General features: G+C 33.2%; 13 protein-coding genes. 6 read left to right on the top strand and 7 right to left on the bottom strand.

What is annotated here, in order from left to right:
* Window positions 1–343 precede the first annotated feature (343 nt).
* Window positions 344–1,651 (top strand): citrate synthase, encoded by a 1,308-nt coding sequence (locus BC781_RS14240; RefSeq protein ID WP_109618877.1) that lies wholly within the window; start codon window positions 344–346, stop codon window positions 1,649–1,651.
* Window positions 1,652–1,706: 55 nt separating this feature from the next.
* Here the strand turns inward: BC781_RS14240 and BC781_RS14235 are convergent, their stop codons facing one another.
* Complete coding sequence (locus tag BC781_RS14235) at window positions 1,707–2,309, bottom strand: pseudouridine synthase (RefSeq protein WP_109618875.1); 603 nt, start codon at window positions 2,307–2,309, stop codon at window positions 1,707–1,709.
* Window positions 2,310–2,459: 150 nt separating this feature from the next.
* Between BC781_RS14235 and bshB1 the strand changes: the two genes are divergently transcribed.
* Together bshB1 and BC781_RS14225 are read left to right on the top strand one after the other, a co-directional pair.
* Complete coding sequence (gene bshB1 / locus BC781_RS14230; RefSeq protein WP_109618873.1) at window positions 2,460–3,185, top strand: bacillithiol biosynthesis deacetylase BshB1; 726 nt, start codon at window positions 2,460–2,462, stop codon at window positions 3,183–3,185.
* A 126-nt stretch (window positions 3,186–3,311) separates the two neighbouring features.
* Window positions 3,312–3,926: a DUF4230 domain-containing protein gene (locus tag BC781_RS14225; protein ID WP_109618871.1), complete on the top strand. Its 615-nt coding sequence runs from the start codon at window positions 3,312–3,314 to the stop codon at window positions 3,924–3,926.
* Here BC781_RS14225 and BC781_RS14220 read toward each other — a convergent pair.
* Both BC781_RS14220 and BC781_RS14215 read right to left on the bottom strand, forming a co-directional pair.
* Window positions 3,916–4,428, bottom strand: a complete 513-nt coding sequence (locus tag BC781_RS14220) for a flavin reductase family protein (RefSeq protein WP_109618869.1) — start codon at window positions 4,426–4,428, stop codon at window positions 3,916–3,918. The two genes, BC781_RS14225 and BC781_RS14220, sit on opposite strands and share 11 nt — an antisense overlap.
* Window positions 4,429–4,494: 66 nt before the next feature.
* Complete coding sequence (locus BC781_RS14215) at window positions 4,495–5,403, bottom strand: DUF72 domain-containing protein (protein WP_109618867.1); 909 nt, start codon at window positions 5,401–5,403, stop codon at window positions 4,495–4,497.
* 217 nt (window positions 5,404–5,620) lie between these two features.
* On the opposite strand from BC781_RS14215, the gene BC781_RS14210 reads away from it, so the two are divergent.
* Entirely contained in the window at window positions 5,621–6,832 is a 1,212-nt protein-coding gene (locus BC781_RS14210; protein ID WP_109618865.1) for an HD domain-containing protein, read from the top strand.
* Between the two features lie 64 nt (window positions 6,833–6,896).
* On the opposite strand, the gene BC781_RS14205 is transcribed toward BC781_RS14210, so the two are convergent.
* On the bottom strand, window positions 6,897–7,406 hold the full coding sequence (locus BC781_RS14205; RefSeq protein ID WP_109618863.1) for an RNA polymerase sigma factor: 510 nt from the start codon (window positions 7,404–7,406) through the stop codon (window positions 6,897–6,899).
* A 227-nt stretch (window positions 7,407–7,633) separates the two neighbouring features.
* Between BC781_RS14205 and BC781_RS14200 the strand changes: the two genes are divergently transcribed.
* Window positions 7,634–8,614, top strand: coding sequence for a phospholipase C/P1 nuclease family protein (locus tag BC781_RS14200; RefSeq protein ID WP_109618861.1), 981 nt, complete (start codon window positions 7,634–7,636; stop codon window positions 8,612–8,614).
* 42 nt (window positions 8,615–8,656) lie between these two features.
* Here BC781_RS14200 and BC781_RS14195 read toward each other — a convergent pair whose 3' ends face one another.
* Entirely contained in the window at window positions 8,657–9,733 is a 1,077-nt protein-coding gene (locus tag BC781_RS14195) for a GAF domain-containing protein (protein ID WP_158281484.1), read from the bottom strand.
* 510 nt (window positions 9,734–10,243) lie between these two features.
* Between BC781_RS14195 and BC781_RS14190 the strand changes: the two genes are divergently transcribed.
* The gene (locus BC781_RS14190) at window positions 10,244–11,344 is read left to right on the top strand and encodes an alanine racemase (protein ID WP_109618857.1); all 1,101 of its coding nucleotides are present in this window, start codon (window positions 10,244–10,246) and stop codon (window positions 11,342–11,344) included.
* 48 nt (window positions 11,345–11,392) lie between these two features.
* Here BC781_RS14190 and pssA read toward each other — a convergent pair whose 3' ends face one another.
* Both pssA and BC781_RS14180 read right to left on the bottom strand, forming a co-directional pair.
* Complete coding sequence (pssA, locus tag BC781_RS14185; RefSeq protein WP_109618855.1) at window positions 11,393–12,094, bottom strand: CDP-diacylglycerol--serine O-phosphatidyltransferase; 702 nt, start codon at window positions 12,092–12,094, stop codon at window positions 11,393–11,395.
* 9 nt (window positions 12,095–12,103) lie between these two features.
* Complete coding sequence (locus tag BC781_RS14180; RefSeq protein ID WP_109618853.1) at window positions 12,104–12,748, bottom strand: MBL fold metallo-hydrolase; 645 nt, start codon at window positions 12,746–12,748, stop codon at window positions 12,104–12,106.
* Between the last annotated feature and the right edge of the window lie 72 nt (window positions 12,749–12,820).

Genomic DNA, 12,820 nt, shown 5'->3' with positions numbered 1-12,820 from the left:
ACAAATCACAACTAAAAAGATAAAATATAGTCCAATTCTCACCTTTAACACTACAGTCTTTCAGACAAATATTTCAAAGCCGAATGAATGTACTGGATATTATTATTTAACATTATTTTGGAAGTATTGAATTAAATGGACTAAAATCCAATCATATATATGGTACAACCAATTAAAACTTTGCTAATGACAATTTTTTCAAATATATTAGGCGAGAAAATCAATAACTAACATTCTTTAATAACAATTATTTAAACAATAATTCTAAATCTTGAGTTATTGATAAGCGGTTATGCAATTAAACTACCTATAGACTATACATTCTAAATTATTTAAAGAACATATGAATAAAACAGCACAACTACAATACGACGGCAACACATATGAAATCCCAGTTCTAGAAGGCTCTGAAGGCGAAAAAGCACTAGACATTTCTAAATTAAGAGCTACTTCTGGTCTCATAACTCTAGATGTAGGTTTCAAAAACACGGGTTCTACAACTTCGAATGTAACTTTCCTAGATGGAGAAAAAGGTATTCTTCGTCACAGAGGTTATTCTATTGAAGATTTGGCAGAAAAATCTTCTTTCCTTGAAGTTGCTTACTTATTAATATATGGCGAGCTTCCAGATGCACAGACTTTTGAAAATTGGTCAAGCCGCATCATGAAGCACTCTCTTGTGCACGAAGATATCCGTAAGATTTTTGACGGTTTCCCTTCTACAGCACATCCAATGGGAGTTCTTTCTTCTTTAGTTACTTCTTTGACAGCATTCCACCCAGAATCAATTGATCCTAATAGAGACTCTGCTGCAATCGATTTAACAATTGTAAGACTTCTTGCAAAACTTCCTACGCTTGCTGCTTGGTCATTCAAAAATAGCCAAGGTCTTCCATTGGAATATCCTAACGCTAAAAATGACTACGTTAGTAACTTCATGCAAATGATGTTCAAAAACAAGCATATGGATTATGATGTAGATCCAGTCATTATGGATGCTATGAATAAACTTCTTATTCTTCATGCAGATCATGAGCAAAACTGTTCAGCTGCTACAGTAAGAGTAGTAGGTTCATCATTATCTTCATTATATGTAGCTGTTTCTGCAGGTATCAATGCACTTTGGGGTAGCCTTCACGGTGGAGCTAACCAAGCTGTTATTGAGATGCTAGAAACTATCCAAGCTGATGGTGGAAACATTGATAAATTCATCGCGAAAGCAAAAGATAAGAATGATCCGTTCCGTTTGATGGGATTTGGACATAGAGTATATAAAAACTTTGATCCTCGTTCTAGAATCATCAAGAAAGCTGCTGATGATATCTTAGACCGTCTTGGCGTAAATGACCCGTTATTGGATATCGCTAAGAAATTGGAAGACATTGCTTTAACTGACCCTTACTTTGTTGAGAAGAAACTTTACCCTAACGTAGACTTCTACTCAGGTATTATCTATAAAGCATTAGGATTCCCTACTGAAATGTTTACAGTGTTATTCGCTCTTGGTCGTCTACCAGGTTGGATTGCACAATGGAAAGAGTCTCGTGAAATGGTTCAACCAATCTCTAGACCTCGTCAGGTTTATACTGGTGAAACTCACAGAGCTTACCCAGAAGACAGAACAGTGGCAAAAGAAACTGTAATTGCTTAATTCAATTTTAAGCTAAAAAATTTAGGAGAGCCTCTTTATTGACGCTCTCCTATTTTTATTTCTTATTGTTTTCAAAAAGTAATTTATAGATTAGGTTTCGGTTCACCTCTTTAACCTCTCCTATTTTCATTCCATTCAAAGTAATTCCTTCAATCCTTGTTCTAATTAGTCTAAGAGTAGGAAAACCTACTGAAGCAGTCATTTTACGAACTTGTCTATTTTTCCCTTCAATTAAAGACAAAGAAACAAAGGAAGTTGGTATAGATTTTCTAAAACGTACGGGTGGATTACGCTCTTCCAACCAATTCGGCTCTTGTTTCTTCCTAGCTTTTGCTGGCAAAGTATTATGTTTTTTCTTATTTACAGAAATAACTACTCCTTTTGCCAATTGCATAATCGCTTCCTCGGTTATATCTCCATCCACTTGAACCAAGTATTCTCGATCATGCTTAAATGAAGGATGCAATAGCTTATGATTTAGACTTTTATCATTTGTGAGAATTAGCAAACCCTCTGAGTCCATATCTAATCGTCCAACTGAATACACATCCTTAGGGAAATCATATAAATCTTTCAATGTTGGCCTTCCTTCATTATCTGAAAATTGAGGAAGCATACCGAAAGGCTTATAAATCAAATAATATTTATATTTTTTCATAACCTTCTTTAAGCCTGCAAAAATACTAGCTAATTCAATAATATAAAAGGTTCTCCTCTTCCATATTCAACACCCATTATTGTACAATTCTTCTTCTTTAAACCATTTCCCCGTATCTTCGTTCTTTAATAGTTGATATAGTTTAAACATATGAAATTAGATATACTAGCACTAGTTGCACATCCTGATGATGTAGAATTAAGTTGCTCTGGCACGCTGATTAACCACATTAAACAAGGATATAAGGTCGGAATTATTGATTTTACTCAAGGAGAAATGGGTACTCGAGGTACACCAGAACTTCGATTGAAAGAGGCTCAAGCAGCTGGTGAAATCATGGGGTTAAGTGCTCGTGAAAATCTCGGTTTTAGAGATGTATTTTTTAAAAACGATGAAGCTCACCAGTTAGAAGTTGTGAAAATGCTTCGTAAATATAAACCAGATATAGTTTTCACAAATGCTGAATATGACAGACATCCTGATCATGGCAAAGCAGCTCAATTAGTAGTGGATGCTTGTTTTATCAGTGGTTTGAAAAAAGTGGTAACTGAACTAGACGGGAAAGAACAAGAGGCATGGAGACCTAAAAATATTTTCCATATGATTCAGAGTGAGCACATCAAACCTGACTTTGTAGTTGATGTTACAGAATCTTGGGAACAGAAAGTACAATCTATTGAAGCCTTTTCTTCACAGTTCCACACTAATGCAGAAGAAAGTGCTAAAGGAGATCAGACTTTCATTTCCACTCCAGACTTCAAACACTTCATTGAAGGTAGAGCTAGAGAAATGGGTAAAATTGCAAATTGTACTTTTGCTGAAGGATTCACTAAATCCTCTCAAATAAAAGTCAAAGATGTTTTCGATTTGATATAAAAGAAAGAAGGATTACTTTACTATTAAAGTAATCCTTCTTTTCTCACATATTCCATATATTGATTTTTATAAAAATCTAGGTACGGATGTTGTAATTATTTTTTAGAATCAAATAATATACTTTTTATGAAATCGCTCAAATATTTATTCTTCATTTTACTTTTCACCTCAATTGGAATAGGGATAAAGTACTATTTTGACTTCAAAGAAAGTGAAAGATTGAAAGCTGAAGCGATATTACTACAAGCAAAAATCTATGACAAATTTGTTTCTAAAAGTAAACTAGTATTTGGGGAGCAACATTATACAGATATTATCAAATATAAAGAACCCGTAGATTGGTGGCCAGATCCAAGCATAGACCTACACATAAAAGGTCATGTAAATCTTTGCATTGATCTTTCAAAAATTGAAAAAAAGGATATCCTTATCACTAACGATAGCATTTTTATTCAAATACCAAATCTTGAGATTTGTGATGTTGTGATAGATCATGAAAACTCATCTGTTTTTAATGAAACAAACACCTTCTTTTCTTCATCAAATATTGTAACAAAAGCTCTAACAAAGGCAAAAGGTATTATTTATAAAAAAGCCGTAAGCGATCCTCTACTCATCAAACATCAAAGTAAAGCTAAAGAGGCTATCAAAAACTTTTTATCCTTAACTTCTGAAAAAACGATAGTAGTAGAACAGAAGAATATCCTTTCAAAAGAATCATTTCTTACAATTACGGAGTAACCGTTTCATCTACTCGAAATTGCTGATAAGATCTGTTGAAATACATAAGAGGAGACTCTTCTTTCTCAAAAGTATGTAACTCTTTTACTTCACCATATATAACTGAATGTGTTCCAACTTCGTCCGTTTTTACAATTTCACATTCAAAAGCGGCTGAGGCATTTTTTAGAATTGGCTGTTTTAAAGTTCCTTCTTTCCATTCTCCCAAGTCAAATCTCTCAGAAGGCTCACTTCCATCAAAACCTGCCATTCTATTTGAAATTTCTTCATTTGAAGCTTGTAGAATATTTACCACAAAACGAGCATTTGTTTTCAACATTTCATTCATTTTAGAATTTTGGTTGATACAAATCAAGAGTGTGGCTGGAGTATCTGTAACAGAAGTAATTGCAGAGACTGTCATACCTCCTTTGCCAGCTTCACCATCTGTAGTAACAACAGTAACAGCTGCTGGAAGCAAGCTCATTCCATCTCTATAAGTTTTTGCGTCGATCGTATTCATCTTAATCTATTTCTCCTAAAAATTTGCTTAATAAACTAGCCCAAAGTAGGATTGTTTAAAGAAACCTTAAAATAAACTCGTCTGTATTCCAGATTGATATAATTTAGGAATTGGTAAATTGACACCACAAGTATCATTAATACATTCTACAAAATATACAGCGGTCTCTGGGCAAAGTCTATCTTCTGGTTGATGCAAAAAGAAAAATATCTTTTCTAAACCTTGTGCTCGCCACTCTGCAATTCTTTGAGCCCAAGCCCTCATTCGCACATAATCAGTATCGTGTAACTGATTTCCAACAAATCTCACTGCTACAATTGGACTTGTTAAACGCATATGCAACACGTCTCTTCTTCCTGCTACGTCGGTCAGACACATTGGAAGCTTTTTTTCTTCCATTCGTTTCGTGATATATTCAAAAGCCTCATTTTTCTCAAACCAAGAAGGATCTCGAAACTCAATTGATAATGGATATTGATCAGGAATTCGATCTAAAAATGAATCAAGCATTGAAAGAGATTCTACTCCAAAATCGGGAGGAAGTTGTAAAAAGCTACATCCTAAATGTTTCTCAAACCCTGCCACAGTCTGCATAAAAGTATCTAGTTGTACTCCCACTCTATCCAAGCGTTTCCAATGACTTATTTCTTGTGGAACTTTTGGACAAAAAGTAAATTGTGTTGGACTTTCATTAACCCATTTCTCAACTTGTGATTTACTTGGCAATGCATAATGAGAAGAATTAAACTCTATGGTCGAAAAGTGCTTCGTATAGTTTTCAAAAAATTCTGCACTTTTCAACTTAGACGGATATAACTTACCTAACCAATCTTTTGACGTCCATGAGGGACAACCAAAATAGATTTCTCCTTTTCCGTCATTTCTACCTGTTGATAGTACTTCTCTATTTCTATAATGATCAGTAGGTATCTTAAAATCTACTGTACTAATGTCTTTTAACTTCCCAAACTCCATTTCCTATTCTAAAATGTATTTGAATAATCACACATAAATAAAGTATTCAAAATGAAAATTGTTTTTATATAAGCTATTCTTTAAAGAAATAGAGTAATAAATGTGATCACAGAGGTTAAAAATCAACATATACCCTTGAAAATATCCTTTAAGTATTCTTTTTATTCTCCGTCCTGTTTACTTTAGAAGTAGAAAAATACCATTATAGAAGAATACAATGAAAGCTAAAATCATAAACGACCCTGTCTATGGATTTATCAGAATCAATCATCAGTTGATCTATGACTTGGTTTCACATCCATATTTTCAGAGACTGAGAAGAATAAAGCAGCTAGGTTTAACAAGTTTTGTTTACCCAGGAGCCTTACACACTCGTTTTCATCATGCACTAGGTGCTATGCATCTCATGAGAAGAACCTTAGATATTTTAATAGCAAAAGGACATGAAATATCTGAGGAAGAGTATGAAGCGGCAATGATCGCCATTCTTCTACACGATATTGGACATGGGCCATTTTCACATGCTTTAGAATATACTATTCTTAAAGAGGTTCATCATGAAAATATTTCATCCTTATTAATGGATAAACTGAATCAAGAGTTTGATGGGAAATTAGATCTAGCAATAAGAATGTTCAAAAATGAATATAACAGAGCATTTTTTCATCAATTAATCTCTTCTCAGTTGGACATGGATCGAATGGACTATTTACAAAGAGATTGTTTTTTCACAGGAGTTATAGAAGGCAGTATTGGGGCTGATCGACTTATTCAAATGATTGATATAGTAGATGACCAGATAGTTATTGAAGAAAAAGGGATATATAGTATTGAAAATTTCTTGAATGCAAGAAGAATGATGTATTGGCAGGTTTATCTTCACAAAACAACTGTTAGTACGGAACATATGCTTGTTCAAGTAATTAGAAGGGCTAAACACCTTACAAGAGAAGGAGTAGAAGTAACCTGCACGCCTGCTTTAGCTCCATTTATGAAAGAAGATATATCATTCGAAAGATTTGAAAGCGAAGAATCAGTTTTGAAAAACTTCGTACTTCTAGATGATTATGATATTTGGGGGAGTATTAAATTCTGGCTATTCCACGATGATTTTGTACTGAGAACATTAAGTGAACATTTAGTCGAGCGAAAAATATTTAAAGTTCATATGTTCAATGAGCCTTTATCCGTAGCATTCATAGAAGAACAAAAAAATGCCGTTCAGAAAAAATTTGGATTCACTGATAGTGAAATGACCTATATGTTCAACACAAACTCTATAAGTAATTCACTTTACGGCTCCAATGATCGTATTCTAATCAAAACTAAAAAAGGAGATATTGTCGATTTGTTAGAAGCTTCAGAGTTGTTCAATGCCAAGTCAATGACAAAATCAATCAACAAATACTTTATCTGCCACCCTAGATAAACAAAAAACCAGCTACAAATCCTTGTAGCTGGCCAAAATTTATATCTTCAGACAATTTCACAAATTATCTATCTTTATATACTTTCAATTTCGTCTTTAGTTCTTTACGAGCTATATGTATTCTGTTTTTTACTGTACCAATAGGAATTTGTAAATGATCTGCTATTTCGTGGTACTTGAAGCCTTTGAAATGCATCATAAAAGGAACCTTATACACATCATCTAAGGCCTCAATAGCATCGTTCATATCATCTAATGCAAAGTGAGAGTAAGCCATGTTTTGCGTAACATGATCGGATGAATTGATGTAGTGTAAATTTTCCGTTGTATCAATAAACGTGTTTCTTCTTGAAAGACGCTGATAGTTCGTGATAAATGTATTTTTCATGATCGTATACAACCATGCTTTAAGGTTAGTCCCCTCAGAGAACTTCTCTCTGTTGGAATAAGCCTTCAACATTGTTTCTTGAAGCAAGTCATTTGCATCTTCCATATCTCTTGTCAACTTCAATGCGAAAGGCTTTAAAGAAGACTGTGCTTGATCTAATGAAAATGAGAATTCTAGGGCTGTCATGTCTTTTGATCATTTTGTTTAAACAAATGTATAAATGATTAAACGAACGAGCAAGTTAACATGCATTTATCAATATAGATATTTTCAATCTAGCTATAGAAATAATCTATTTGTTAATAACAATTCTTGATAGTAGACAGATGTAAAAACACAAAACACTGATTAACAACACCTTAAACCTAATTGAGTTTTTAACAGTAACATTTATTAAAAAACATGACAATATAATGAACACTTATTTTGTTGAACAGATTAACCCAAAAAGATTAACAAAACATATCATAACCACAATTGCAATAATTCTTAACCCCTTGATAGCCAATTCGGATTGGGGATTTTTTGCTCATGAGAAGATTATAGAAAACGCAATTTATGTTTTACCCCATGAAATTTATCCCTTTTACAAAAAGCATATCAATTACCTTATTCAACAATCAACAACACCTGACAGTAGACGATACACAGTAGAAGATGAAGCTCCAAAACATTTTATTAATATGGAGTTCTACACTGATTTAGATAGTAATTGGACAAATTGGTATGAATTAAATGAGCTTTACCCCAATGACAGCCTTCAAATTTGGGGTATTGGACCATGGCATATTTTCAAATTAGAAAAACAACTCTCCACGGCATTTTACAAAAAAGATCAAAAGAAGATTTTAAAGCTTTCAAGTGAAATAGCTCATTATATATCAGACCTCATGGTTCCACTGCACACTACCAAAAATTATAATGGACAATTGAGTAACCAATATGGTATTCATAAACTGTGGGAAACTGAGATTGTTGAAGCACATTATAATGAATATGATTTATTCACAGAAAAGGCTGATTATCTAGAAAATCCTAAGGGTTTAATATGGGGCGAGATATTGGACGTTTACCAAAAAAGTAAAGAAGTACTTGAAGCAGAGAAAAAATTATCTAATGAAGTAGGTAATAAGAAATATCAATGGAAAAGTAATTCAAGATATAGCAAGCTATCGTACTCAAATCGCTTTTTAAAGGTCTATTATCAAAATCAAAAAGAATTAGTTACTTCACAGTTACAAAAATCTATTTATTACACAGCTTCTATTTGGCTCACAGCATGGGTAAACGCTGGGCAACCGTCTTTAGATACTATAAATTCAATTCCCACTCCTAAGGTCAAAAAGCCATCTCAATTTATGGGGCCTAAAGTTTTCCGAAAGCATTGGCAATAATTTAAGGGAAATATATAACAGGAATCTTAAACAAAGACTCAGCTAAGCATCTATAGAGTCATTCTTCTCAAAATCTTTTAATCTCAATTTTAGGCTCTTATTCTCTTCTTTTAAAATTTCCATTTTTCTAGAAACCTGATTGTAGAGTTCATCACTCACCTTATCAGTTTTCTTACCCCTAATCATCGAGGCTATTTCGATTGAGATTAATTCGATGAACTTCAGATGATGTGAGGGTATTTTATGGAAAGATGCGATTTCAATTACTCCTTCTAGAGTCTCATGAAATAATAAAGGTTGTATCAATAAGAATTTAGCAGATGCATCTCCTAACCCAGAACTAATATATAGATACCCTTCAGGAAGATCGTCAATGATTACCTGTTGTTTTTCTAATAAGCACTGTCCTAATAGTGTTTCCCCCTCCTCAATTTCTTCATGCGCTTCATGCTTAGTAACATCAAAAGCATATGAAGCTACTTTAATCAATTTTGCCTTTGAACTCTCAGAGTTTTTAGTGATGAAAATACTCAACTGATTTAAATCCATCTTAAGCGCAAGTTGCCTCAAAAGCACATCATAGATATCATCATTCTCTTGTAAGTCTCTAATTATTTCTATGAAATAGGTGTGTAATTCTGAAATCCACTTTTCATCATCCTTTTCTTTCTGGAATCGAGAAACTTTATCGGTCAATCTTTTAAGCTCTCCTCCATAAGAGCGATTATCCGCTAAAACCTTTTCATTTCTTTCAGTGAAAGAAACTACTCTTTTTTCTAATTGAGTGTAACTATAAAATGTAAAACTCAATATGAATAAAATACTTAGTAATGAATATACCATTGAAATATATTCAAACTCCTGCACAACCAAACTATATGCTTCTATCCCATCCGAGAACACATTCACGATAAAAAGCCCTCCCAACATGAACACATGTACTACTATAATCCAAAAGATAGATTTTTTCTGAGAAGTCGCTATTAAATAGATCGAACAAACAAGGTGTACTAATAGAGGCGCGAGTAAAACTAAACTAAGATTATTATAGAAAGGAAAAAGACTCAAAATATGTAAACCCGAAGTCAAAACGACATAAGCAAGCAGGTTTCTATTCAAAAAGAAAAATTGAATTTGAAACAATAAACCTAATAATGACAAGAATAAATGTTTAGATATATACTGATAACTTAGAAAAGAACTTGCTAAAAAAAATACAGTATTAAGAATATGTAACAATTGGATCAAACTCTTTGAAAGCGTCTGATTCTCATCTAGAAACCTAAACGGCATATTTCAGAAATTATCTAATCAAAAACCAAATGTTAATGCAATATGAATTCAAAAAACATATCTATTACAACAATTACCCTTTACTTAACAAAGGCGTAGTTCTTAAGTAATGTATAAAGTCCAAATTCGTCACTTGATAATACAGCTCTAATTCAAACGAATTAGTAGTTAGTATATCAAGCATATTTGTTACACAATACTATACAAGCAATGGAAAGGCAGGTCGTATTTCGATCTGTTTTTTTTTGCTCTAAAAGAAGTTAAAGACACACCTTATAAAAAAGAATTTTTTTACATTTCTGATTCATTTTTTCAAGCATACAATCAAGTACATCTATGAATCATAATATCACGAGTCCAACACTTTTATTAGATAAGAAGAAATGCCTTAGAAATATTGAGGATATGACCGATAAAGCCTTCCTTAATAAAATAGCTTTGAGGCCTCATTTCAAGACACATCAGAGTAAGGAGATTGGAAATTGGTTCAGAGATTTTGGAGTGAAAGCAATCACTGTGTCTTCTTTAAAAATGGCTGAATATTTTGCAGAAGACGGATGGAATGATATTACGGTGGCTTTCCCTACAAATATTTTAGAGATAAACACGATAAACAAGCTAGCTCAAAAAATACAACTGAATTTGCTAGTTGAAGATATTGACACCATAATTAGACTCCAAGATAAGCTTGAGTATTCGGTTCATTTATTTATTAAAATAGATGTTGGAACACACAGAACAGGTATCCAAGCATATAAAAAAGAGCTTCTTACGAGTTTAACTCAACAGATAGATAAATCAGATAAGACCGTATTTAAAGGTTTCTTAGCTCATGCTGGTCATACTTACCATGCTAGGGAAAAAGAACAAATACTTGAAATCCATGAAGAAAGTAAAAGTATTATGCTTGAACTCAAAGAATACTTTCTTCCAAATTACCCTAATCTGATTTTATCCGTTGGGGACACTCCGTCTTGTAGCGTTGCTGACAACTTTGAAGGGTTAGATGAGATAAGACCTGGAAATTTTGTATTCTATGATGTAATGCAAAACTTTATCACTTCTTGTTCAACCAAACAAATCGCAGTAGCTCTGGCATGTCCTGTGGTTGCAAAACATGAAGATCGATTTGAGATTGTATTATACGGAGGTGCTGTTCATTTATCTAAAGACCATCTTTATTTTGACAAGGGTGCAAAGTTCTTTGGAAATATTGTTTTTCTTGAAGAAAACTCATGGAGTGACCCAATAGATGGAATGTACCTTGCATCTTTATCACAAGAGCACGGAATCATAAAAGCCAGTCAAGAGTATTTTGACAAAGTTAATGTCGGTGATGTGATTGGAATCTTACCAGTACACAGTTGCTTAACTGTTAATGAACTTAAGAAGTTAGTCACTTTAGATGGTGAGATCATTGAATGTATGAAGTCATAATTTTGAGATAAAAAAAGAGCCATTTCTATGTAGAAATGGCTCTTTTTTTTATGATTTATCTTTAGCATTCAAGTTATTCAAAACTGAAAGTAAAATATACCACATCATTACAAATGGTATTCCACCAACAGAAAAATAGATTAAGAGTGGAACTGCTCCTAAAGCAAAAATATACCTCGCCTTATTATCTCCCCAACTGTAATTCTTGAACTTCATCGCAAGCATTGGGATATCAGAGACCATAAGTATTGAAATGATAATAGAGATTGAGATTAAAAACCATGCATTATTCAAAAACTGTCCAATCTCAAGAAATTCATCAAACAAGAATGGTAATGTACAAACCAACAAAGTCATTGCCGGTGTTGGCACTCCCAAGAATGTATCTGTTTGTCGCGTATCAATATTGAATTTAGCCAATCTAAACGCTGAAAATACAGGTAGAATAAGCCCTGCATAAACTAGGTAAGAATCTTTTGGTAAAACTTGAGTTAGCAACTGCATCATAAGCATTCCTGGCAATACCCCAAATGTCACCATATCTGCCAATGAATCCATTTCTTTCCCCATTGGTGAAGACACCTTAAGCAACCTTGCTGCAAATCCATCAAAGAAATCGAAAACAGCAGCCAAAATCATGAAATAAGTACCTAAGACAAGGTTACCTTCTATAATCTCAATAATTCCTAGACAACCACTTACTAAGTTTCCACTAGTAATAATATTAGGGATTTGTTTCTTAATATTCATAACGCTTCCCTATTCTGGTCTTACAAAAGAATTAAATTGTTTCTCATTCGCTATAGTCGTTTCTGGACCATGTCCACAATAGACTTTTGTATCTTCTGGTAAAGCATACATTTTAGTACGGATACTATTCTCTAGCGTATTATAATTACCGCCTGGTAAATCTGTACGGCCAATCCCGCCAAAGAATAGAACATCTCCATTAATAACGAATTTATCTTCGGCACTATAAAATGCTAGGTGTCCTGGAGAGTGCCCTGGTACATAAAGAATTTCTAAAGAAGAATTTCCGAAACTAATTTGTCCTTCATTCTCAATTAGCTCATCGTACTCACATACTTCTACCTCTGGAAGTCCATATGCTTTTGACATTAAAGGTGCAGCATTAAATACTTCTATCTCATCCTTTGGAATAGCTAAAGGCACATTCAGAGTATCTTTTAAAAATCTATTCCCAAAAACATGATCAAGATGACAATGAGTATTTACAATCTTTTCTACTTTCAGCTCATTATCAGAAATATATTTTAAGATTTCATTTCTTTCTTTTTCATACAAGCATCCCGGATCAATGATTATTGAAGACTTTGTCTCATCTGAGAGGATATATGTATTCTCAGAAAAATCATTGAACGTAAATTTTTTAACTTCAATCATAGTTTTATCTAATTTTCTACAAAGAAAATATATTTTTATGCAGAACAAAAAAACACACCAAAGTCATACCTT

Origin of the sequence: Sediminitomix flava, from assembly GCF_003149185.1 — a bacterium.
Classification (GTDB): domain Bacteria; phylum Bacteroidota; class Bacteroidia; order Cytophagales; family Flammeovirgaceae; genus Sediminitomix; species Sediminitomix flava.
This window is presented reverse-complemented; position numbering and strand designations above follow the sequence as displayed.